This is a genomic window from Kitasatospora sp. MAA19 (genome assembly GCF_029894125.1).
Taxonomy (GTDB): domain Bacteria; phylum Actinomycetota; class Actinomycetes; order Streptomycetales; family Streptomycetaceae; genus Kitasatospora.
On sequence record NZ_JARXYZ010000002.1, the window covers coordinates 389,362 to 411,575 of the forward strand.

23 protein-coding genes and 1 riboswitch are annotated in these 22,214 nt (G+C 73.9%); of the genes, 9 read left to right on the forward strand and 14 right to left on the reverse strand.

All coding sequences use genetic code 11. The features are described 5' to 3' along the window. The first annotated feature begins 18 nt into the window (after positions 1-18). Positions 19-1,125 carry a polyprenyl synthetase family protein gene (locus tag P3T27_RS04820; RefSeq protein ID WP_280674498.1) on the forward strand — a complete coding sequence of 369 codons (1,107 nt, stop codon included), beginning with the start codon at positions 19-21 and terminating at the stop codon, positions 1,123-1,125. Positions 1,126-1,170: 45 nt separating this feature from the next. On the opposite strand, the gene thiE is transcribed toward P3T27_RS04820, so the two are convergent. The 3 genes from thiE to P3T27_RS04835 form a co-directional block, all read right to left on the reverse strand. Then, a complete protein-coding gene (gene thiE / locus P3T27_RS04825; protein ID WP_280674500.1) occupies positions 1,171-1,821 on the reverse strand; it encodes a thiamine phosphate synthase in 651 nt (216 codons plus the stop codon). Next, entirely contained in the window at positions 1,821-2,186 is a 366-nt protein-coding gene (locus P3T27_RS04830; RefSeq protein WP_280674507.1) for an Rv2175c family DNA-binding protein, read from the reverse strand. Before P3T27_RS04830 ends, thiE begins: the two co-directional genes overlap by 1 nt. An 80-nt stretch (positions 2,187-2,266) precedes the next feature. Beyond that, on the reverse strand, positions 2,267-3,472 hold the full coding sequence (locus P3T27_RS04835; protein ID WP_280674509.1) for an FAD-dependent oxidoreductase: 1,206 nt from the start codon (positions 3,470-3,472) through the stop codon (positions 2,267-2,269). Between the two features lie 84 nt (positions 3,473-3,556). After that, positions 3,557-3,669, forward strand: a riboswitch (TPP riboswitch). Between the two features lie 3 nt (positions 3,670-3,672). Here P3T27_RS04835 and thiO point away from each other — a divergent pair. The 4 genes from thiO (at position 3,673) to pknB (ending at position 7,742) form a co-directional block, all read left to right on the forward strand. Continuing rightward, the gene (gene thiO / locus P3T27_RS04840; RefSeq protein WP_280674511.1) at positions 3,673-4,848 is read left to right on the forward strand and encodes a glycine oxidase ThiO; all 1,176 of its coding nucleotides are present in this window, start codon (positions 3,673-3,675) and stop codon (positions 4,846-4,848) included. After that, on the forward strand, positions 4,845-5,054 hold the full coding sequence (gene thiS / locus P3T27_RS04845; RefSeq protein WP_280674513.1) for a sulfur carrier protein ThiS: 210 nt from the start codon (positions 4,845-4,847) through the stop codon (positions 5,052-5,054). The genes thiO and thiS overlap by 4 nt, the downstream gene beginning before the upstream one ends. Positions 5,055-5,056: 2 nt before the next feature. Then, the gene (locus P3T27_RS04850; RefSeq protein WP_280674515.1) at positions 5,057-5,854 is read left to right on the forward strand and encodes a thiazole synthase; all 798 of its coding nucleotides are present in this window, start codon (positions 5,057-5,059) and stop codon (positions 5,852-5,854) included. A 109-nt stretch (positions 5,855-5,963) separates the two neighbouring features. After that, positions 5,964-7,742, forward strand: a complete 1,779-nt coding sequence (pknB, locus tag P3T27_RS04855; RefSeq protein ID WP_280674822.1) for a Stk1 family PASTA domain-containing Ser/Thr kinase — start codon at positions 5,964-5,966, stop codon at positions 7,740-7,742. Positions 7,743-7,808: 66 nt separating this feature from the next. Here the strand turns inward: pknB and P3T27_RS04860 are convergent, their stop codons facing one another. Then, positions 7,809-8,438 carry a sulfite oxidase-like oxidoreductase gene (locus tag P3T27_RS04860; RefSeq protein ID WP_280674517.1) on the reverse strand — a complete coding sequence of 210 codons (630 nt, stop codon included), beginning with the start codon at positions 8,436-8,438 and terminating at the stop codon, positions 7,809-7,811. Positions 8,439-8,658: 220 nt separating this feature from the next. Here P3T27_RS04860 and bfr point away from each other — a divergent pair, with 220 nt between their 5' ends. Further along, a complete protein-coding gene (gene bfr, locus P3T27_RS04865) occupies positions 8,659-9,138 on the forward strand; it encodes a bacterioferritin (RefSeq protein WP_280674520.1) in 480 nt (159 codons plus the stop codon). A gap of 4 nt (positions 9,139-9,142) precedes the next feature. On the opposite strand, the gene P3T27_RS04870 is transcribed toward bfr, so the two are convergent. Then, positions 9,143-9,403, reverse strand: a complete 261-nt coding sequence (locus P3T27_RS04870) for a (2Fe-2S)-binding protein (protein WP_280674522.1) — start codon at positions 9,401-9,403, stop codon at positions 9,143-9,145. A 182-nt stretch (positions 9,404-9,585) separates the two neighbouring features. Further along, positions 9,586-10,920 carry a 3-deoxy-7-phosphoheptulonate synthase class II gene (locus P3T27_RS04875; RefSeq protein ID WP_280674524.1) on the reverse strand — a complete coding sequence of 445 codons (1,335 nt, stop codon included), beginning with the start codon at positions 10,918-10,920 and terminating at the stop codon, positions 9,586-9,588. 303 nt (positions 10,921-11,223) lie between these two features. On the opposite strand from P3T27_RS04875, the gene P3T27_RS04880 reads away from it, so the two are divergent. Beyond that, positions 11,224-13,182 (forward strand): anthranilate synthase family protein, encoded by a 1,959-nt coding sequence (locus tag P3T27_RS04880; protein WP_280674526.1) that lies wholly within the window; start codon positions 11,224-11,226, stop codon positions 13,180-13,182. Between the two features lie 72 nt (positions 13,183-13,254). On the opposite strand, the gene P3T27_RS04885 is transcribed toward P3T27_RS04880, so the two are convergent. The 3 genes from P3T27_RS04885 to P3T27_RS04895 are packed head-to-tail and all read right to left on the reverse strand — an operon-like array spanning position 13,255 to position 16,040. Further along, positions 13,255-13,935 (reverse strand): response regulator transcription factor, encoded by a 681-nt coding sequence (locus P3T27_RS04885; protein WP_280674528.1) that lies wholly within the window; start codon positions 13,933-13,935, stop codon positions 13,255-13,257. Then, positions 13,913-15,187: a DUF5931 domain-containing protein gene (locus P3T27_RS04890; protein WP_280674530.1), complete on the reverse strand. Its 1,275-nt coding sequence runs from the start codon at positions 15,185-15,187 to the stop codon at positions 13,913-13,915. The genes P3T27_RS04885 and P3T27_RS04890 overlap by 23 nt, the downstream gene beginning before the upstream one ends. A 34-nt stretch (positions 15,188-15,221) precedes the next feature. After that, the gene (locus P3T27_RS04895; protein WP_280674824.1) at positions 15,222-16,040 is read right to left on the reverse strand and encodes a lysophospholipid acyltransferase family protein; all 819 of its coding nucleotides are present in this window, start codon (positions 16,038-16,040) and stop codon (positions 15,222-15,224) included. 222 nt (positions 16,041-16,262) lie between these two features. Between P3T27_RS04895 and P3T27_RS04900 the strand changes: the two genes are divergently transcribed. Together P3T27_RS04900 and P3T27_RS04905 are read left to right on the forward strand one after the other, a co-directional pair. Beyond that, positions 16,263-17,057 carry an alpha/beta fold hydrolase gene (locus P3T27_RS04900; RefSeq protein WP_280674532.1) on the forward strand — a complete coding sequence of 265 codons (795 nt, stop codon included), beginning with the start codon at positions 16,263-16,265 and terminating at the stop codon, positions 17,055-17,057. Positions 17,058-17,067: 10 nt separating this feature from the next. Continuing rightward, a complete protein-coding gene (locus P3T27_RS04905) occupies positions 17,068-17,811 on the forward strand; it encodes a hypothetical protein (RefSeq protein ID WP_280674534.1) in 744 nt (247 codons plus the stop codon). Between the two features lie 82 nt (positions 17,812-17,893). Here the strand turns inward: P3T27_RS04905 and P3T27_RS04910 are convergent, their stop codons facing one another. The 5 genes from P3T27_RS04910 to P3T27_RS04930 form a co-directional block, all read right to left on the reverse strand. Beyond that, on the reverse strand, positions 17,894-18,649 hold the full coding sequence (locus P3T27_RS04910) for an endonuclease/exonuclease/phosphatase family protein (RefSeq protein ID WP_280674536.1): 756 nt from the start codon (positions 18,647-18,649) through the stop codon (positions 17,894-17,896). 188 nt (positions 18,650-18,837) lie between these two features. Next, positions 18,838-19,782 carry an ROK family glucokinase gene (locus P3T27_RS04915; protein ID WP_280674538.1) on the reverse strand — a complete coding sequence of 315 codons (945 nt, stop codon included), beginning with the start codon at positions 19,780-19,782 and terminating at the stop codon, positions 18,838-18,840. Between the two features lie 192 nt (positions 19,783-19,974). Then, positions 19,975-20,352, reverse strand: coding sequence for a DUF5304 family protein (locus P3T27_RS04920; RefSeq protein ID WP_280674540.1), 378 nt, complete (start codon positions 20,350-20,352; stop codon positions 19,975-19,977). A 127-nt stretch (positions 20,353-20,479) separates the two neighbouring features. Beyond that, complete coding sequence (locus P3T27_RS04925) at positions 20,480-21,652, reverse strand: ArsA-related P-loop ATPase (protein WP_280674542.1); 1,173 nt, start codon at positions 21,650-21,652, stop codon at positions 20,480-20,482. Between the two features lie 56 nt (positions 21,653-21,708). Beyond that, the gene (locus P3T27_RS04930) at positions 21,709-22,173 is read right to left on the reverse strand and encodes an SRPBCC family protein (protein ID WP_280674544.1); all 465 of its coding nucleotides are present in this window, start codon (positions 22,171-22,173) and stop codon (positions 21,709-21,711) included. Positions 22,174-22,214 lie beyond the last annotated feature (41 nt).

The following is a 22,214-nucleotide window of genomic DNA, read 5'->3' on the forward strand; positions in this document are numbered from 1 at the left end:
AACCAGCGGAGCCTCATCGTGACCTCGTCCAGCAACCGGCCGGCCAACCCCATTGACGTGGAGGACGTCCGCGCACGCGTCAACGCCGCCCTCGCCGCGTTCATGGACGACCAGTCCGCCCTGCTGGGCACGATCTCCCCGCAGCTCGCCCCCGCCGCCGACGCCCTGCGCGACTTCCTGCTGGACGGCGGCAAGCGGCTGCGCCCGGCCTTCTGCTACTGGGGCTGGCGCGGCGCCGGCGGCCCGGCCGACGGCGAGGGGATCGCGAACGCGGCGGCCGCGCTGGAGCTGCTCCAGGCGAGCGCCCTGGTGCACGACGACCTGATGGACCGCAGCGACACCCGCCGCGGCCTGCCCTCGATCCACCGCCGCTTCGAGGCGCTGCACCGGGACAGCGGCTGGCGCGGCGACCGCGAGCAGTACGGCGCCTCGGCGGCGGTGCTGCTCGGCGACCTGCTGCTGATCTGGTGCGACGAGCTGTTCCTGCGCTCGGGCCTGGAGCCGGCCGCGGTGCTGGCCGCCAAGCCGGTGTTCGACCTGATGCGCACCGAGGTCATGGTCGGCCAGTACCTGGACGTGCTGGAGCCGGTGGCCGGCGACTCGGCGGACGAGGGCGCGCTGGAGCGGGCGCAGACGGTGCTGCACTACAAGTCGGCGAAGTACACGATCGAGCGCCCACTGCAGGTCGGCGCGCTGCTGGCCGGGGCCGGCCCGGAGCTGGTGGCGGCGTTCGGGGCGTTCGGGCTGCCGCTGGGCGAGGCCTTCCAGCTGCGGGACGACCTGCTCGGCGTCTTCGGGGATCCGGCGGTCACCGGCAAGCCGGCCGGGGACGACCTGCGCGAGGGCAAGCGCACCCTGCTGGTGGCGCACGCGATGCGGGGTCTGTCGGCCGCCGACGCCCGGTACCTGGACGAGCGGCTCGGCGCCCCGGACCTGGCGTCCGAGGAGGTCGCCGGGCTGCGCGCCCTGGTGGCCCGCAGCGGGGCGCCCGAGCGGGTGGAGCGCCGGATCGACGAGCTGCTGCGGCAGTCGCTGGCCGCACTGGAGGCGGCGCCGCTCGTCGACGGGCGCGCCCGCGCGGTGCTGCTGGCGCTGGCCGAGGCCGCCACCGTCCGCAAGTACTGAGAAGTCCGCCAGTACCGGGGACGGCGGCGGCCCGCGCGCCGGGGGTCAGGCCGAACGCACCCGCCGGGACAGTTCGGCGGCGGCGGCCCGCGGGTCGTCGGCGGCGGTGATGGCGCGGACCACGACGATCCGGCGGGCTCCTGCGGCCAGCACCTCGTCGAGGTTGCCGAGGTCGATGCCGCCGATGGCGAACCACGGCCGGTCGGTGCTCTGCTTCGCCGCGTACGAGACCAGGCCGAGGCCCGGCGCCGGGCGGCCCGGCTTGGTCGGGGTCGGCCAGACCGGGCCGGTGCAGAAGTAGTCCACGCCGGGCTCGGCGACCGCCGCGTCCACCTCGGACTCGGCGTGGCAGGACCGCCCGATCAGCACCTCGTCGCCCAGGATCGCCCGGGCGGCCGGCACCGGCAGGTCGTCCTGCCCGAGGTGCAGCACGTCCGGCCGGGCCGCGTGCGCGACGTCGGCGCGGTCGTTGACGGCCAGCAGCCTGCCGTGGCGGCGGCAGGCGTCTGCGAAGACCTCCAGGGCCGCCAGCTCCTGCTTGGCCTCCAGACCCTTGTCGCGGAGCTGGACGATGTCCACCCCGCCGGCCAGCGCCGCGTCCAGGAACTCGGCGAGGTCGCCCTGCTCGCGGCGGGCGTCGGTGCACAGGTACAGCCGGGCGTCGGCCAGCCGGGCGCGCGGAGAGTCCGCCGCCATCAGATCAGCATCGCCTGGGCGCGGCGCTTGACCTCGGTGCCGCGGTTCTCGCGCAGCGCCTGGATCGGGCTGCCGGGCAGCGACGGGTCCTCGGTGAACAGCCACTCCAGGATCTCGACGTCGCTGTACCCGCAGTCACGCAGGACGGTCAGGGTGCCGGACAGGTGCTTGACCAGCCCGGGACCGTCGATGAACGCCGCGGGCACCTGCAGCGACTTGTTCGGGCCCCGCCGGACAGCGATCAGGCCGCCGCTGCGCACCAGGTCGCGGACCTCGGTGACGCGGACGCCCCACTGCTCCGAGATGTCGGGCAGGTACATCCACTCGGGGACCAGGGCTTCAATCTTGCTTTCGATCTCACTCACGCCACCAGACTGCCACCTCGGGGGCCCGCCGCGCACCAGAGGCCCCGCCAGGGCGCCGCTAGGGCCCCGTCAGGGCCCCGTCAAGCAGTGGCCGACTTCAGCGGCACCGCCGGATCGGCCGCCCGGGCCGGGTCCAGCGCGGTGCCGCGCTCGATCAGCCGGCGGCCCTGGGTGAGGTCGCGCGGCCGGTCGACGGCCAGCAGCGCGCTCGGCACCCCGTCGCGCAGCCAGAGCACCGTCCAGGAGGCGTCCTGCGGGCCGCCGCGCCACAGCAGTTCGTCGCCCTCGGCGTGCCGCCCGGCGTACTGGACCATCCGCCCGAACTGCTCCGACCAGAAGTACGGCACCGGGTCGTACGGCGGCGCGTCCGCGCCGAGCACGGCGGCGGCCGCGGCCTCGCCGGACTGCAGCGCGTGGTCCCAGTGCTGGACGGCCAGCCGGGCCCCGGCGCGAGCGGACGGGTAGCTGACGCAGTCGCCGGCCGCGAAGACGCCGGGCAGGCCCGTCCGCAGCCGCTCGTCCACCAGGACCGCGCCGGTCTCGTCCAGTTCGACGCCGGAGCCGGCCAGCCAGCCCGTCGCGGGCCGGGCGCCGACGCCGACCACCACCTCGTCGGCGGGCAGGTGCGAGCCGTCCGCCAGCAGCACCGCGCCGGGCTCGACGGCGGCCACGCCGACCCCGCAGCGCAGGTCGACGCCGGCCTCGGCGTACCAGGCGGCCATCGCCGAGCCGACCTCGGTCGGCAGCGCGCCGGGGACGGGCGCGGGGCCCGCCTCGACCACGGTCACCTCGCAGCCCGCGGCGCGCGCCGCGGTGGACACCTCGGCGCCGATCCAGCCCGCGCCGACCAGTACCAGCCGCCGGCCGGGCCGCAGCAGGGCGCGCAGCGCCAGCGCGTCGTCCAGGGTGTGCAGCAGGTGCGCGCGCTCGGCGCCGGGCAGGGCGCGCGGGGTGGCGCCGGTGGCGATCACCAGCGCGCCGTACGGGAGGTCGCCGTCGTCGGTGTGCAGCACGCCGGGGGTGAGGCCGGTGGCGCGGCGGCCGGTGAGCACCTCGATGCCGAGGTGCGGGTAGTCGATGTCCAGGGTGGTGGCGTCGGCCTTGCCGAGCAGCACGTCCTTGGACAGCGGCGGCCGGTCGTACGGCGCGTGCGGCTCCTCGCCGACCAGCGTGATCCGCCCCGGCCAGCCACCCTGCCGCAGCTTCAGGGCGCACTGCGCCCCGGCCAGCCCGGCCCCGACGACGACCACCCGATCCGTTCCGCTCAGCTCTGCCACGCCCGTCACTGTACTCAGCGGCCCCGGGCGCCCCACCGGCCCGTCCACCCTTCGTACGGGCCTTCGGCCGGGCCGACCCCGGCGTTATGGTGGGGACACCATCACGGGAGCCCGGCGTACCGGGCTGAGAGGCGGGCTGCCACGGCCCGCGACCGTCCGAACCTGATCCGGGTCATACCGGCGAAGGGAGAAGAGCAGCTTTGTCACGCTTGCCCGAAAGCACCCGTGCCGACGTGCTGGTGATCGGCGGGGGCATCATCGGCCTCGCCGTCGCCTGGCGCGCCGCGCAGCGCGGGCTGAAGAGGATCCTGGTGGTCGACCCCTCCCCCGGCGGCGGGGCGGCCGGGGTCGCGGCCGGGATGCTCGCCCCGGTCACCGAGCTGCAGTACGGCGAGGAGCCGCTGCTGCGCCTCGGGATGGCCTCCAACCGGCGGTACGGGGACTTCGCCGCCGAGCTCACCGAAGCGAGCGGCGGCCTGGACACCGGGTACCGCCGGTGCGGCACGATCGCGGTCGCGCTGGACTCCGACGACCGCGCGGAACTGCGCGAACTGCACGCCTTCCACCAGCGGCTCGGCCTGGACTCGGCCTGGCTGACCGGCCGGGAGGCCCGCAAGCTGGAGCCGATGCTCGCCCCCGGCGTGCGTGGCGGCCTGCACGCCGCGGACGACCACCAGGTGGATCCCCGCCGCCTGCTGACCGCCCTGCTGGCCGCCTGCGAACGCGCCGGGGTCGTGATCCACCGCGCCGAGGCCGTCGGGCTGCTGGTCGAGAACGGCCGCGCGGTCGGCGCCCGCCTCGGCCCGCAGGAGACCCTGACCGCCGAGCAGGTGGTGCTCGCGGCCGGCCCGCACAGCCACCGGTTGCCCGGGCTGCCCGAGGGCGTGCTGCCGGCGATCCGCCCGGTGAAGGGACAGATCCTGCGGCTGCGGATCCCCGAGGCGTACCGGCCGTTCCTGTCCCGCAACGTCCGCGCGGTGGTGCGCGGCCGACACCTGTACCTGGTGCCCCGGGAGAACGGCGAGCTGGTGATCGGCGCGACCACCGAGGAACAGGGCTACGACACCACGGTCACCGCCGGCGGGGTGTACGAACTGCTGCGCGACGCCCACGAGTTGGTCCCGGGCATCACCGAACTCCCGCTCGTGGAGACCTCGGCGGGGCTGCGGCCCGGCTCGCCGGACAACGCCCCGCTGCTGGGCCCGACCGCGCTGCCCGGACTGGTCGCCGCCACCGGCCACTACCGCAACGGCGTGCTGCTCACCCCGGTGACCGCCGACCTGCTCGCCGAGTACCTGGCGACCGGCGAACTGCCCGACCTGGCAAAGCCGTTCACGCCCACCAGGTTCTCCCCCGACCGCTCCACCACGAAGGCCTCCGCATGACCGAGATCGCACTGACCGTCAACGGCGAGCCCCGCCGGGTGTCCGCCACGACCACCCTCGCGGAGGTGGTGGCCGGCCTCAGCGCCGCCCACAGCGGTGTCGCCGCCGCACTCAACGAGACCGTGGTGCCCCGCAGTTCGTGGCCCGACACGGAACTCTCGGCGGGCGACCGGATCGAGATCCTCACCGCCGTCCAGGGAGGCTGACCATGGCCGACGACCAACTCACCATCGCCGGAACGTCGTTCGGATCCCGACTGATCATGGGCACCGGCGGCGCGCCCAGCCTGGAGATCCTGGAACGGGCGCTGCTGGCCTCCGGCACCGAGCTGACCACCGTGGCGATGCGCCGGGTCGACACCGGCACCCAGGGCTCCGTCCTGGACGTGCTGACCCGCAACGGCATCCGGGTCCTGCCCAACACGGCCGGCTGCTTCACCGCCGGCGAGGCCGTGCTGACCGCCCGGCTGGCCCGCGAGGCGCTCGGCACCGACTGGGTGAAGCTGGAGGTGATCGCCGACGAGCGGACCCTCCTGCCGGACCCGATCGAGCTGCTGGACGCCGCCGAGACCCTGGTCGACGACGGCTTCACGGTGCTGCCGTACACCAACGACGACCCGGTGCTGGCCCGCAAGCTGGAGGACGTCGGCTGCGCGGCGATCATGCCGCTGGGCTCGCCGATCGGCTCCGGCCTGGGCATCCGCAACCCGCACAACTTCCAGCTGATCGTGGAGGGCGCGGGCGTCCCGGTGATCCTGGACGCGGGCGCCGGCACCGCCTCGGACGTCGCCCTGGCGATGGAACTGGGCTGCGCGGCGGTGATGCTCGCCTCCGCGGTGACCCGGGCCCAGGACCCGGTGCTGATGGCCGAGGCGATGCGGCACGCCGCCGAGGCGGGCCGGCTCGCGCACCGGGCCGGCCGCATCCCGCGCCGTTTCCACGCCGAGGCCTCCTCGGCGATGGCCGGCCGGGCGAGCCTGGACACCCGCGAGCACCCGGCGTTCTGACGCCGCGGGAGCCGCGTGTCCCGTGTCACAAGCCGGGCACAGCCGGGCCCGGGGGCGGTGTCCTCCGGGTCCGGCGGGTGAGCGCGGCACTAGACTCCCCCGGGTGGACATGGCATTGCACGACCCGCTGATCGGTACCCTGCTCGACGGCCGGTACCGGGTCGAGCAGCGCATCGCGACCGGCGGGATGTCCACCGTCTACCAGGGCACCGACACCCGGCTGGACCGGGTCGTCGCGCTCAAGGTGATGCACCCCGCGCTGGCCGGGGACGACGGTTTCACCGCCCGGTTCATCCGCGAGGCCAAGGCGGTCGCCCGGCTCACCCACCCGAACGTGGTGAACGTCTTCGACCAGGGCGCGGACGGCGGAAACGTTTTCCTCGCCATGGAGTACGTGCCCGGCCGCACCCTGCGGGACCTGCTGCGCGACCGCGGCGCACTGTCCGTCCGGGCCGCGCTGGACGTGCTGGAGCCGGTGCTCGCCGCCCTCGGCGCCGCCCACCGGGCCGGGCTGGTGCACCGCGACGTCAAGCCGGAGAACGTGCTGATCACCGAGGCCGGGCTGGTCAAGGTCGCCGACTTCGGCCTGGTCCGGGTCCTGGGCACCGCTGACGGCGCGCCCACCTCGACCAGCACCGCGACCGGTGGCACCGTCCTGGGCACCGTCTCCTACCTGGCCCCCGAGCAGATCCTCCCGGACGCCCCCACCGACCAGCGGGTCGACGTCTACGCGGCCGGCATCCTGCTCTACGAGATGCTCACCGGCCGCCGCCCGCACACCGGCGACAACCCCGTCCAGGTCATGTACAAGCACCTGCACGAGGACGTCCCCGCCCCCTCGCTGATCGCCCCCGCCGTCGGCCCCGCGCTGGACGCCATAGTGGCCGGCGCCTGCGCCCGGACGGCCGAGGCCCGCCCGTACGACGCGGTCGAGCTGCTCGCCGCCCTCCAGCGGCTGCGCCGCACGCTCACCCCGGCCGAGCTGGACGCCGAGCCGCCCGCCTCCACCCGGCCCAGCCCGCGCTACCCGACCAGCGAGCCGACCTCGGTGATCCAGCCGCTGCCGCAGCCCGCCGACGCCCCGGCGCCGGAGCACACCAGCGTGCTGGACGTGCCGGCGGAGCTGATGGACCAGCTGCTGGTCGAGCCGCGCCCGTACGACGAGCCGACCCCGGTGCGCCGGCGCCGGCCCGGCCTGCTGCGCCGCTTCCCCCGCAGGCCACTGGTCTGGGTCGCCGCACTGGCCGCCCTGGTGCTCGCGGTCGGCGGCGCGACGTACGGGCTGTCCGAGGCGCTGTACGGGCCGATGCCCGGCGTGCTCGGCAAGGACCGGGCCGAGGCGCAGCGGATCCTGGACAAGGAGGGCATGCACGGCCGGTTCGTCGAGGCGTTCAGCGAGAGCGTCCCGGCCGGGCAGGTGATCGCCACCGACCCCGGGGTGGGCGCGCGGACCCGCAAGAGCGACACCGTGACGGTCACCGTCTCCAAGGGCCCCAAGCGGATCGCGGTGCCGGACCTCACCGGGAAGACCTCCGACCAGGCCGCCGACGCGCTGACCGCGCTCCAGCTGACCAGGGGCGGCGTGACCGGGACGTACAGCGACACCGTGCCGGAGGGCGTGGTGATCAGCAGTTCGCCGGCGGCCGGGCAGCTGCTGCAGGAGAACACCGCGGTCGCGCTGGTGGTCAGCAAGGGCATGGTGCCGATCCCGGACGTCACCGGGATGAGCAAGGACGACGCGGCGAAGGCGCTGCAGGCGGCCGGCTTCACGATGCAGACCAGCGGGGTCAACCTGTTCGGCACCGGCAAGGTGTCCAGCCAGTCCCCGGCGGCCGGCGAGCGACGCCCGCAGCACACCACGGTGACGGTCAACTTCCCGTTCTTCTAGGAGAGTTCGCCGGGTTCGAGAGTTCGCCGGGTGCGGGAGTTCGCCAGGCACAGGACTTCGCCGGGCTCAGCGGAGCGGTCCGTCCCCCGGCTCCTCCTGGTAGGAGTAGCGCTGCTCGCGCCACGGGTCGGCGAGGTTGTGGTAGCCGCGCTCCTCCCAGAAGCCCCGGCGGTCGGCCCGCATGTACTCCACCGCGCGGACCCACTTGGGGCCCTTCCAGGCGTACAGCCCCGGGACGATCAGCCGGACCGGGAAGCCGTGTTCGGCGGTCAGCGGCTCGCCGTTGCGGTGGGTGGCGAAGATCGTCCGCGGGTCGGCGAAGTCGGCCAGCCGCAGGTTGGCGCTGTAGCCGTACTCGGCCCAGACCATGACGTGGGTGACGCCGGGCGCGGGGGGCACCAGGTCGAGGAGGGCGGCGGCCGGCACGCCCGTCCACTCGTTGCCGAGCACCGTGAACTTGGTGACGCAGTGCAGGTCGGCGACGACGGTGGTGCGCGGCAGGGCGTGGAAGGACTCGAAGTCCCAGCTGTGCTTCTCCGCCGAGGCGGTGGCGCCGAACACCTGGAGGTCCCAGGTCAGCGGCTTGAACCGGGGCACGGGCCCGTAGTGCAGGGCGGGCCAGCCGCGCTGCGCGCGCTGCCCCGGGGGGAGCCTCGGGTCAGACGGCGGAAACGGTTCTTGTTCGGACTGACCCATGGCTCCATGGTGACAGACGGCGGACGAGGCTCCGCGCGCGCCCCTTCACGAGGTCACACGCCCTGCCCGTACGGACCAGCGGTCGACCCACTTCCTCTCAAATCGGATATTCCGACACATGTCCTAGTGAGTGTGAACTTACTGGAACTTCCTCCCATTTCGGTGCCAGGATGCGCAGCGCAGGAGTCACAGCCAGGACGTAGCGCAGGGAGGCACCGCCATGCAAGGCGATCCAGAGGTCATCGAGTTCCTCAACGAGCAGCTCACCGCGGAGCTCACCGCGATCAACCAGTACTTCCTGCACGCCAAGATGCAGGAGAACTTCGGCTGGACGAAGCTCGCCAAGTACACCCGGCACGAGTCCTTCGACGAGATGAAGCACGCCGAGACCCTCACCGACCGGATCCTGTTCCTGGAGGGACTGCCGAACTACCAGCGGCTGTTCCACGTCCGGATCGGCCAGACGGTCCAGGAGATGTTCGAGGCGGACCGCCAGATCGAGGTCGAGGCGATCGACCGGCTGAAGCGCGGGATCGTGGTGATGCGGGCCAAGAACGACGTCACCTCGGCGAACATCTTCGAGGACATCCTGGCCGACGAGGAGCACCACATCGACTACCTCGACACCCAGCTGGAACTCCTGGAGAAGCTCGGCGAGGCGCTCTACATCGCCCAGGTGATCGAGCAGCCGGAGTCCTGAGCCCTCAGGCCGCGCGCAGCGGGACGACCGGGACCGCCGCGGCCTGGGCCTGCGATTCGGCCAGGCCGAGCTTCGCGGCCAGGCGGGCGGTCGGGCAGGGCCTGGCGCCGTGCTCGCCGAGCAGCGCCTGGATCCGCCGGACGCAGGACCCGCAGTCGGTGCCGGCCTTGCAGCCCCGGGCGATCTGGCGCGGGGAATCGGCACCCGCGTCGATCGCCTTCTTCACCTGGTCCTCGGTGACCGCATGGCACATGCACACGTACATCGCGGATTCTCCCGGGTGGTGCGGCGCCCTCTGGCGGAATGATCTTGACTAAGGCTTGCCTTAGTTCACTAAGCCTCACCTTACCCGGCGATCCGGGCAGGAAAAAGCCCCTCCGGCTTCGGGAGTCCCGAATCCGGAGGGGCCTTCGTCACATCCGGCACCGTTCGGCGCCGGAGACCCGGTCACTGGCCGCGGTACATCTCCGCCACCAGGAACGCCAGGTCCAGCGACTGGCTGCGGTTGAGCCGCGGGTCGCAGGCCGTCTCGTAGCGCTGGTGCAGGTCGTCGACCAGCACCTCGTCGCCGCCGCCGACGCACTCGGTCACGTCGTCGCCGGTCAGCTCCACGTGGATGCCGCCCGGGTGGGTGCCGAGCGCGCGGTGCACCTCGAAGAAGCCCTTGACCTCGTCGAGCACGTCGTCGAAGCGGCGGGTCTTGTGACCGCTGGAGGCCTCGAAGGTGTTGCCGTGCATCGGGTCGCAGATCCACACCGGCTGGGCGCCGGACGCGGTGACCTTCTCCACCAGGGTGGGCAGGTGCTCGCGGACCTTGCCCGCGCCCATCCGGGTGATGAAGGTGAGGCGGCCCGGCTCGCGCTCCGGGTCCAGCTTCTCGATCAGGGTCAGCGCCTCGTCGACCGAGGTGGTCGGGCCGAGCTTGACGCCGATCGGGTTGCGGACCTTCGAGGCGAACTCGATGTGCGCGTGGTCCAGCTGGCGGGTGCGCTCGCCGATCCACACCATGTGGCCGGAGACGTCGTACAGCTCGCCGGTGCGCGAGTCCACGCGGGTCAGCGCGGTCTCGTAGTCGAGGATCAGCGCCTCGTGCGAGGAGAAGAACTCGACGGTCTTGAACTCCTCCGGCGCCACGCCGCAGGCGTTCATGAACGCCAGGGCGTTGTCGATCTCCCGGGCGAGCTGCTCGTAGCGCTGGCCGGCCGGCGAGTTGCGCACGAAGTCCTGGTTCCAGGCGTGCACCTGGCGCAGGTCCGCGTAACCACCGGTGGTGAACGCGCGCACCAGGTTCAGCGTCGCGGCCGACGCGTTGTACATCCGCTTCAGGCGCTCCGGGGCCGGGATGCGGGACTCGGGGGTGAAGTCGAAGCCGTTCACCGAGTCGCCGCGGTAGACCGGCAGGGTCACGCCGTCGCGGGTCTCGGTCGACTTGGAGCGCGGCTTGGAGTACTGGCCGGCGATCCGGCCGACCTTCACGACCGGCACCGAGGCCGCGTACGTCAGCACGGCGGCCATCTGCAGCAGGGTCTTCAGCTTGTTGCGGATGTGCTCCGCCGACACGCCGTCGAAGGCCTCGGCACAGTCGCCGCCCTGCAGCAGGAACGCCTCCCCACGCGCCACGGCTCCGAGCCGGGCGCGCAGCTGGTCGCACTCGCCGGCGAACACGAGCGGCGGATAGGAGGCGAGCTCGGCAAGGGTCTTGCGCAGAGCCTCTTGGTCCGGCCATTCAGGCTGCTGCGCCGCGGGCAGGGACTGCCAGGAGTGGAGATTCGTCACGGTCACACCGTCAAGGCTACGGGGTGACCCGAGCGATTCGTGACCATTGCCCGAGGGGTGAGACACAACTCGGACAATCACGTGACCGGGCTCACCCTCCCCGCACGATCGGCTAGGCTCGCCCCATGCACGCGCCCCACACCCACTCCTGGTGGTGGGCCTCCCCCAAGGGTGGCCCACCGATCGCGCGTTCCTAGACGAACACGACGGCCGCCCCTCGGGGCGGCCGTCGGCGTCTGAGCAGTCGGCCCTCCGGGAGCGGAACCCAGCACCGCACCTCGCCAGTCCCCCCGGAAGGAAGCCGCCCCCGTGACCGCCACCGCCGACCTGCTCACCCGCCTCACCGCCCCCGACGCCCCCGCGTTCGCCCTGCTGCACCGCCGCACCCCCCGACTCGCCCCGGACACCGTCGAGGTGCTGCTGGGCACGGTCGACAGCTACCGGAACCTCGCCGACCTGCCGGTCCGCACCGGCGTCCCGGCCGGCGGACCGGTCCACGACCTGCTCGCGCTCGTCCCGTACCGGCAGATCCGCGAGCGCGGCTTCGAGGCGCACGACGACGGGACCCCGCTGCAGGCCCTCGCGGTGGCCGAACAGCACACCCTTCCGCTGGCTGAACTCACCTCCGCACTACCGCAGTTGCCGGTCTCACTCACCGGCGGCTCGTTCGACGTCGACGACGAGGCGTACGCCGCGATCGTGCGCCGGGTGATCGAGGACGAGATCGGCAACGGCGAGGGCGCCAACTTCGTGATCCGGCGCGACTTCAGCGCCACCCTGGAAGCCCCCGGCGGAGCCGGTGACGGACACTGTTCGCCCGCGCTGGCCCTCACCCTGTTCCGGCGGCTGCTGGAGCAGGAGCGCGGCGCGTACTGGACCTACCTGGTGCACACCGGCGAGCGCGTCCTGGTCGGCGCCTCCCCCGAGGTGCACGTCCGGCAGAGCGGCGGCACCGTCGTGATGAACCCGATCTCCGGCACGTACCGCTATCCGACCGGCGGTTCGGACATCGACTCGCTGCTCCAATTCCTCCACGACCCCAAGGAGTTGGAGGAGCTGACGATGGTCGTCGACGAAGAGCTCAAGATGATGTGCACGGTCGGCGACCTCGGCGGCCAGGTGCTCGGGCCGCGGCTCAAGGAGATGTCCCACCTCGCCCACACCGAGTACGAGCTGCGCGGGCGCACCTCGCTGGACGTCCGCGAGGTGCTCCGCGAGACGATGTTCGCCGCCACCGTCACCGGCAGCCCGGTGCAGAACGCCACCCGGGTCATCAGGCGCTACGAGCCCGGCGGGCGCGGCTACTACTCCGGCGCGCTCGCCCTGATCGGCCGCTCCGCCAGCGGCGGGCAGCTGCTGGACTCACCGATCTGCATCCGCACCGCCGACATCGACCCGGCCACCGGCCGCCTGGTCGTCCGGGTCGGCGCCACGCTGGTGCGCCACTCCGTCCCCGAGTCCGAGGTCGCCGAGACCCACGCCAAGGCCGCCGGAGTGCTCACCGCGATCGGCGCCCGGCCCGCGCCGGCCCGGCTGCCCGGCCCCACCGGCCCCCGGCTGGCCGACGACCACCGCGTCCAGGCCGCCCTCGACGCCCGGCGGGCCGGCCTCGCGCCGTTCTGGCTGCGGATGCAGACGCCGACGCCGGTCACCGAGGCCGCGCCGACCCTGATGGTCGACGGCGAGGACACCTTCACCTCGATGCTCGCCCACCTGCTCACCTCGATCGGCCACCAGGTCACCGTCGTCCGCTACGACGAGCCGGGGCTGCGCGAGCTGGCGGCGGCACACCGCGGCCCGCTGGTGCTCGGCCCCGGCCCCGGTGACCCGGCGCTCGCCGACGACCCCAAGATGGCCGTGCTGCGGCCGATCGTCGCGGACGCCCTGTCCGCCGTCCGGTCCGGTGACCGCACCGCGCCGCTGCTCGCGGTCTGCCTCAGCCACCAGCTGCTCGCGGCGGAACTCGGGCTGGCGCTGGGCCGCAAGGCCGTCCCGTACCAGGGCGCGCAGGAGACCGTCGACCTGTTCGGCACCAAGCACACGGTCGGCTTCTACAACACGTTCACCGCGCGCTGCTCGGACGCCGACGCGGCCCGGCTGGCCGCGCAGGGCGTCGAGGTCGCCCGGGACGCCGTGACCGGCGACGTGCACGCCCTGCGCGGGCGCGGCTTCGCCGGCCTCCAGTTCCACCCCGAGTCGGTGCTGACCCGCGACGGTGTGGAGATCGTGGCGGGCCTGCTGCGCGAGGCGGCGGCCGTCCGCGGCTGAGGAGGCGGCGGGCGCCGGTCCCGGGCGGGGCGCAGCCCGGGACCGGCTCCCCCGCGCAGGCCGCCGGAGCCGTCAGATCTCGTCGTCCAGGCCCTGCTCGATCGCGTACCGCACCAGTTCCACCCGGTTGTGCAGCTGCAGCTTGCCGAGCGTGTTCTGCACGTGGTTCTGCACCGTCCGGTGCGACAGCACCAGCCGGTCGGCGATCTGCCGGTACGACAGGCCCTTGGCCACCAGCCGCAGCACCTCGGTCTCCCGGGTGGTCAACTGCGGAACGGCCGACGCGGAGGCCGGGGCCGGTTCGGCGGCCAGCCGGCGGAACTCGCCCAGCACCAGGCCGGCCAGGCCCGGGGTGAACACCGCGTCGCCGACGGCCGTACGACGCACCGCGTCCAGCAGTTCCTCGCGCCCGGCCGACTTGACCAGGTACCCGGTCGCGCCGGACTTCACCGCCTCCAGCACGTCCTGGTGTTCGCCGCTGGCCGAGAGCACCAGCACCCGCACCGCCGGGTCCTGCGCGACCACCTGGCGGCACACCTCGGCGCCGGGCAGGCCGGGCAGGTTGAGGTCCAGCACGACGACCTGCGGCGAGCAGGCGCGGGCCCGGCGGACGGCCTCCTCGCCGTCGCCCGCGGTGGCCACCACGTCCAGCCCGGCCTCGGCGAGGTCCCGCGAGACGGCGTCGCGCCACATCGGGTGGTCGTCCACGACCATCACCCGGACCGGCCGGTCAGTCGTCGGCTGATCGGTCATCAGAGCCCTTCCTCGGGACGCGGAGTTCGACCTCGACGCCCTCCCCGGGCGCCGAGTACAGCTCGGCCGTGCCGCCGAGGTCCAGCAGCCGGCCACGGATGGACTGGGAGACGCCCAGTCGCCCGGCCCGCTCCGCCTCGCCGAGCCGACCGGGGGCGAAGCCGGGGCCGTCGTCGCGGATGCTGACCGTGACGGTCTGCGGCTCCTCCTCGACCAGGATCCAGGCGCGGGCCCGCTCCCCGGCATGCCGGCGGACGTTGTCGACGGCGGCGCCGACCGCCGCGGCCAGCTCGCCGGCCGCCCGGGCGGGCAGCAGCACCGGGCTGCCGGGGGCGGACAGCGTGATCCGCTCGTCGGCGTACCCGCCCAGCAGCGCGGTGAGGTCCTGCGGCTCCTCGGCGCCGCACCGCGGCGGGCGCTGCCCCGGGATCGGGCCACCGGCCATCAGCGCCCGCAGGGCGCGCTCCTGCTCGCCGGCCAGCCGGCCGAGTTCGGCGAAGTCCGCGTCGCCGCCCTCGCGCCCACCACCCGGATGCCCGTCGGCGGGCCGGCCGCCGCCCTCGGCGGGCCGCGCGGCGAGCTCGGCACCACGGCGCTGGACGAGGGCGAGCACCTGGAGCACGCCGTCGTGGATGTCCCGGGAGAGCCGCTCGCGCTCCCGGGTGGCCGCCTCGACCTGGAGGGCCCGGGTGAGGGTGGCCTCACTGGCGCGGGCCAGTTCGATGACGTAGCCGATGGCGCAGCCGGCCACCATCAGCAGCATGATGTTGTGGATGTTGTCGCCGGTCAGACCGCCGTGGCCGAGGATGTTGGCGACACCGATCACCGAACCGGCGGCGGCCGCCCAGCGCCAGCCGCCCTTGCCGGCGAAGCCGAGCACCGTTCCGGCGGCCCAGATGGTCGGCAGGGTGGGCGCGCCGTGGCTTATCCGCACCGGGTCGTCGGTCAGACCGCTCATCACGATGCCGGTGACGGCGAGGGTGAGGTCGGTGCCGAGCACGTACCAGGTGCAGCGCTGCGGGCCGGCGAAGGCCCGGGTGCTGGCGAGCGTCCAGAGGGTGAGCGCGCCGAGGAAGATCCAGCCGGCGACGGGGTGCAGGAAGTGCAGGTACGCGTCGAGGTAGCGCAACAGGGCGTAGCAGAGGGCCAGCACCCGGAAGTAGGAGATGGCCTTCCACAGCGGCAGTTCGACGGACATGCCCCCGGCCGCGACCGCGCCGCCGACCGCCCCGGTTCTCTCGCCGTCCGTCATCCGTCCGCCCCTCCCCTGGGCCGCCCCGCGGTCGTCAGGCCGACCCGGTGTCCTTCTCGGCCTGCTCGGTCTCGGCCTTCTCGGTCTCGGCCTTCTCCGCCTTCTCGGCCGCGGCGGCCTTCTCCGCCTCCGCCTTCTCCGCCTTGGCGGCCGCCTTGCGCTCGGCGTCGGCCTTCTTCTTGTCGTCGGCGATCTGCCGCTTGGCGGCGGTCGCGTAGATGTCCACGTACTCCTGGCCGGAGAGCCGCATGATCTCGTACATCACCTCGTCCGTCACCGAACGGAGGATGAAGCGGTCGTTCTCCATGCCGTGGTAGCGGGAGAAGTCCAGCGGGCGGCCGATCCGGATGCCGGGGCGGATGCCGAAGTTGGGGACCACCTGGCCGGGCGGCTGGACCTTCTCGGTGTCGATCATGGCGACCGGGATGACCGGCGCGCCGGTGGCCAGCGCGACGCGGGCCAGGCCGCCGACCTTGCCGCGGTACAGCTTGCCGTCGGGCGAGCGGGTGCCCTCGGGGTACACGCCGAACAGCTCACCGCGGTCCAGCACCGCGATGGCGCTGCGGATCGCGGCCTCACCCGCACCGCGCACGCCCGAGCGGTCCACCGGCAGCTGGCCGACGCCCTTGAAGAAGGCGGCGGTCAGCCGGCCCTTGAGGCCCGGGGTGTTGAAGTACTCGGCCTTCGCGATGAAGGTCACCCGGCGCTTGATCAGCGCGGGGAAGAAGAAGGAGTCCGAGAAGGACAGGTGGTTGCTCGCGATGATCGCCGCACCCTCGGTGGGGATGTTCTCCTCACCCTCGATCCACGGCCGGAAGAAGATCCGAAGCAGTGGCGCGACGATCATCTTCATCAGTCGGTAGAACAACCCGGGCCTCCTGTTATGCGGACCGGTCGATCCTAATGCCCCGTGGGCGCCGCCCGCGCCCCGCCCCGCCCTGGCGGGCCGTCGCCGCACTCCTGCGCGGGCTCCCGCGGGGCCCGCCATGAGGGGTGTACGTCCCGGCCGGGGCCGTGGGACGATGCGGATTCCCGCAGCCTCCCCCAGCGCCACCCGCCCGCGAAGGAGTCCGCCATGCCGTTGCTGCCCGGTGCCGAACCGTACCGCCACCGTGGTGGACCGGTGGGGGTGCTGCTGTGCCACGGCTTCACCGGTTCGCCGCAGTCGCTGCGGCCGTGGGCGGAGGAACTGGCGGCGGCCGGGTTCACCGTCTCGCTGCCGCTGCTGCCCGGCCACGGCACCCGGTGGCAGGACATGCAGGTCACCCGCTGGGAGGACTGGTACGCCGAGGTCGAGCACGAACTGCTGGCGCTCGCCGCCGAGTGCGAGCAGGTCTTCGTCTGCGCGCTGTCGATGGGCAGCGCACTGGCGCTGCGGCTGGCCGCGCTGCACGGTCCGACGGTGTCCGGGCTGGTGCTGGTCAACCCGTCGGTGCGCTCGGACAACCCCGCGAGTGTGCTGCTGCCGGTGCTGCGGCACCTCGTCCCGAGCCTGCCCGGGATCGCCGACGACATCGCCCGGCCCGGCGCGGTCGAGCTGGGCTACGACCGGACGCCACTGCACGCCGCCTGGTCGCTGAGCCGGCTGTGGCGGGACGTCCAGCAGCGGCTGCCCCAGGTGACCCAGCCGGTGCTGCTCTTCCACAGTCCGCAGGACCATGTCGTCTCGCCGGCCAACTCGGAACTGGTGCTGGCCCGGATATCCTCGACCGACGTGACGGAGCGGCTGTGCCAGCGCAGCTTCCACGTCGCGACGCTGGACCACGACGCGGCGGAAATATTCGCGGCCAGCCAGGACTTCATCCGACGGCTGGCTCCCGCACACGCGGCGGGCGTCACCCGGGTCGAATCCGACGATCACCATGGCTGAAGGGCCGGAAGTGCACGAGAGCAGCACGGCGGGCGGCGGGGACGATGCACCCCGCGAGGACGGCGCGACGAAGGACGGCACCGCGCAGAGCGGCGCACCGGCGGACCGTACGGGGGCGGACGGCGCCACCGCCCCGGCCGCGGAGGCCACCGGACAGCCGGCCGCCGACCGGCACCCGGCCGAACCGGAGACCGGCGCGCCCGCGGAGCCCCGCACCCGGCGCGCGCCCGAGCGCAGCCAGGCCGAGCAGGACGAGATCTTCGCCGCCCTGGTGGCCCAGTTCGACGATCCCGTGGACCTCACCAACCCCAACTGGCCGGAGGTGGAGAACCTCCGGGCCCAGAACGAGCTGAAGGGCGGCTTCAAGGACGGCGCCGGTTCCCGGACCGACCCGGACGACCTCGCCGACCTCACCCCGCAGCCGCGCCCCCGCTCCGGCCGGCCGGTGATGCCCGCGGCGGGCTCGGGTCCGCGCGACTTCGAGCTGGCCGAGGACACCGACGAGGGCCACTACGTCCCGCCGGAGCCCCCGCCGCTGCCGCCCGCCGACGTCACCGCCAAGTTCGCCTGGCTCGCCGTCCTCGGCGGCCCCGCCCTGCTGCTGTTCGACGCGGTGGTGTGGCGGGAGATCTCCGGCTGGCCGGCCTGGGTCGGGGTCACCGCGTTCCTCGGCGGCTTCGTCACCCTGGTGACCCGGCTGAAGGACCGCGACGAGGACGAGCCCGAGGACCCGGACCACGGCGCGGTGGTCTAGCCCTGGCCCCAGCAACATCCAGGGCTTGTCTGACAATTCGCGTCGCGCGCGGCGGGAAGTGTCAGACAAGCCCCAGGGGCGTTCAGGGGCCCGCGGGCTCCGGCAGCTCCAGGACGGCGAGCACCGGCAGGTGGTCGGTCGCGGCGCGCAGGTCGGCCTCGGTGACGCCGGGCAGCCCGTTGGGCACGCCGCAGCCGAGGACGGTGATCCCGGGCGTGGCGAAGACGGCGTCGATCCGCTGGTAGGGGCGCTCGGGGACCGACGTGAACTCGCCGCCCCAGGGCGCGGTCGGGTACCCGTCCTGCAGCCGCGAGGCCAGCAGCCGCCAGCCCCCGCCGTCCGGGTGCTCGTTGAAGTCCCCTGCCACGATGCCGTGTTCGGCGATCCCGAGCTGGTCGAGCAGCAGCTCGAACTGGCGGTAGCGCTCGTCGGCGTCCAGGCTGAGGTGGCAGCTGGTGAGGGTGAACGGCGCCGTGCCGGGCAGCCGCAGCAGCGCGGTGGCGAAGCCGCGGGCGTGCAGGCCGCGGGTCTTGGGCAGCAGCCGGTCGTGCACGCCCAGCAGCTGTGCCGCGCCGGGCCGGCCGAGCAGCAGCGGCCCGGCGGCGGTCCGGCCGCCGCCGGCCAGGACGACCGTCCCGGTGCTGCGGGCGAGCCAGGCGGCCTGCCCCTCGGGCCGCCAGTAGCGCGGTGACTCCTGGACGCAGACCAGGTCGGGCGCGCAGGCCCGGATCACCCGGGCCAGTGCCCGCCGGTCGTCCCGCAGCGAGCGGATGTTGTAGCTGAGCAGGCGCAGCCGGCGTGGGCCCGGCGGCGGCGGTTCGGCGGGTGCCGTGGTCATCTGATACCTCCGAGAAAACCTCAGGGGCGGGGAAAGCCCGGTGTCAAGGCGGACCGCCGCCCGGCCCCGAAGTCCTCCCCGTACGTGATCCGTACGACAACGTGGAGGTATGCGTCGGCGGCGGCGCGTCCGGGGTTGGTCGGGGTCCGGTCGCGCCGCCGCCGGCGGGCTTGGGGGGGTGCCGCCCGTCAGGCGGTGCGGGCCAGGTCGGCGGCGCCGACGATGCCGGCGGCGGAGCCCATCGAGGCCAGGACGACCTCGGCGCGCGGCCGGTGGATGCCGCCGGTCAGGTAGTGCTCGAAGGCCTTGGCGACCGGGTCGAGCAGCAGGCGGCCGGAGTCGGAGACGCCGCCGCCGAGGACGAAGACGCCCGGGTCGAAGAGCGCGGCGAGGTCGGCCATGCCGCGGCCGAGCCAGTCGGCCAGTTCGGCGTAGCACTCCAGGGCGAGCGGGTCGCCCTCCTCGGCCGCCTCGGTGATGTGGATGCCGCGGATGGTCTCGGCGACACCGTCGTTGAGCTCCAGCATCCGGCGGCCGCGCACCGGGTCGGCGGCGGACTTCTCCCGGCCGTAGCGGCGCAGCGCCCGCCCGGAGCCGTACTGCTCCCAGCAGCCCTTGCCTCCGCAGCCGCAGGTCAGACCGTCGGGGACCATGTTGAGGTGGCCGATCTCGCCGGCCACGCCGAACCGGCCGCGGTGCAGCCGGCCGTCGAGGACGATGCCGCCGCCGATGCCGGTGCCGACGGTGATCAGCACCATGTCGTGGTGGTCGGCGGCGGCGCCGAAGCGGAACTCGGCCCAGGCGGCGCAGTTGGCGTCGTTCTCGACGACGGTGTCCAGGCCGGTGAGCTCCTCGATCCGGCCGCGCAGCGGCTCGTTCTCCCAGTCGATGTTGGGAGCGAAGATCACCGTGGAGCGGTTGCTGTCCACGAAGCCGGGGGCGCCGACACCGACGGCGTTGACGTCGGGGTGCTGCTCCTTGAGTTCGCGTACGGCCTGCGCGATGGCGTCGACCGCCCACTGCGGGTCGGCCGGGGTGGGCACCCTGGTCCGGGCCAGGATCGCGCCCGCCTCGTCGACCACGCCTGCCGCGATCTTGGTCCCGCCGACATCGACGCCGATGGTCAGAGCCATGTGTCCCTCAGCTATTCACTCGTTCCCGCTGGACGGAACGGTACCGCCCAACCCTGCCCCCGTACACAACCTCGCATACATTAACCGAAGACAATCATGGACCAACCCGGCCGCGATCCTTCAAAAGTCGTATCTAATCTCCCGCTTCGTCACGCATGAGAGCAACGCGATCACGGTTCGGAGGTTACGGATTCACTGCTTGGCGGACGGCTCGTCAGGCGTGTCGAGGTCGATCCGCTCGGTGGTGGCGCTCTCGCCGGCGGTCCAGCGGTGCTCGTGGCCGGCCACCGCGGCCCGGTAGGCGGCCAGCAGTTCGGCGCCCGCGGCGGCCAGTCCGGTACCGGCGGCGGCCAGGTGGGTGTAGACCTCGGGCTGCTCGGTGCGCACCCGGTCGGCCAGGCCGGAGAGGGTGATCAGGGTGTCGGCGCTCGCCTCCTGCGCCTTCTGGCCGACGGCGGTGGCGAGCTTGCGCACCTCGTCCACCAGCGGGCCCAGCTCCGGCCCGAACGGGTGGGCCTGCGGGCCGCCCGGCTCGGCGGTGGGCTCGGTCCGGTCGTCGGTGCTGGTCATCGCGGGCGCCTCCTCAGCTGTGGCCGCACCCCGCGGCCCACGGGCCCGACGCTACCGGACGGCCCGCGGGGGGCCGGGCGGCCCGCGACCGCCGGAGGGCCAGCCCCGGGGTCAGAGCGTCGGAGGGTCAGCCCCGGGGCCAGAGCGCCGGGTCGGGCGCGAACCGCACCGAGAGCGCCCCGTCGTGCAGCCCCGCGCCCGCCACCGTGCAGCGCCGCAGCGCGGACGGCAGGGTGAGCACCCGGCGGTGGGCGCCGAGGCCGACCACCAGTTCGTCGCCGCGGCGGACGAGGTCCAGCTCGGTCCGGTCGGCGCCGGGCAGGGCGAGGTGCCAGACCAGCAGGCCCTCCTCGGCGAGGCGGTCCTCGACCGGCCAGGGCTCGGGGGCGAGCCGCTCCGGGCCGGGCCCGTCCCCGTACAGACGGTCGGCGACGGCCTCCAGGGTGGCGTCGGCCAGTCCGGTGGCCAGGACCGGGGCGTCGGTCTCGGCGGCGAGCCCGGTCAGCTCCTCCTGGCGGCGGCGGGCCAGCGCGGCCAGCCACGGGTCCGGCGAGTCGGCCGCGCCCTCGGGCAGCGCGCCGTGCACCACGACGGCGTCCGGCCGGTGGCCGTGCAGGGCCAGCCCGGCCCGGATCCGGCGCAGTTCCTGGTACGGGTGACCGCCGGCGGGGACGACCAGGCGCACGCTGGTGCCGGGCGCGGTGATCGCGGCGCGGGACTCGGCGAGCACCGCGGCGGCCTTGGTCCGCCCCTCGTACAGCCACTCGGCCGGCATCGGGACGCCGGCCAGGCCGGCCAGCAGCGGGCGCAGTGCCCGGGCGGCCTGCCGCTGCTCGGGGACGAGCCGGTCCAGGTAGCGCTCCAGCTGCTCGGGCAGGGCGAGAGTGGCGATCAGTTCGGCGGGCGGCGGGGCGAGTACGACCAGGACGTCCTGGTCGGCGGCGGGCAGGGCGCGCAGCAGGGCGATCCGGGCGATGCCGGGGAGGGCGGTCAGCTCCTCGGGATCGAGCTGCTCGGCGCCGAGCAGGTCGAGGGCGGGCTTGAGCCGGCTGGTGAGCTCGCCGGCGGCGTACCGGAAGGCGGCCTGCTCGTCGATCCGGGAGACGGTCAGGCCGGGTGCGTAGTGGGCCGGTTCGGGCTCCAGGCGGGTGCCGAGGACGCCGTCCAGCGCACGGTGCGGGTCGTCGGCGGCCAGCAGCCAGGTGCGGTGGCCGCGCCGGGCGGCGTGCAGGGCGGTGGCGGCGGCCACCGTGGGCGCGCCCACGTCGCCGCTGACCAGGATGGTGCGTGTCGCCGTCATGCCGTCCGGCCCCCGTTTCGTGCTGTCAGTCCCGGTGCTCGCCTCGGAGACGGGCCCTAGACCGACTTCTTGCCGTCGGCGTCCTCGACGTCCTCGACGCGCTTCTTCAGACCGGCCAGGGCGCGGTCGATGATGACCTTCTCGGCCTTGCGCTTGATCATGCCGAGCATCGGGATCTTGACGTCCACGGCGAGCTGGTAGGTCACCTCGGTGCGGCCGCCGGAGAGCGGGGCGAGGGTGTAGGAGCCGTCGAGCGAGCGGAGCATCTGGCTGCGGACGAGGGTCCAGCCGACCTCGCGGTCGCCGTCCCAGGTGTAGGCGAGGACGTGCTCGTCGCGGATGGCGCCGGCGTCGAGCAGCAGACGGACCTGGGCGGCGCGGCCGTCCTCGGCGGTCTCCAGGACCTCGATCTCCTTGACCTCGCCGGTCCAGGCCGGGTAGGCGGCGAAGTCGGCGATCACGGCCATGACCGTGGCCGGGGTCGCGTCGATGGTGATGCTCGACCTGGTGTGCTCCGCCATGGAATGGCCCTCCGCCTCGTCCCTCTGCCTGCCGGTCCGGT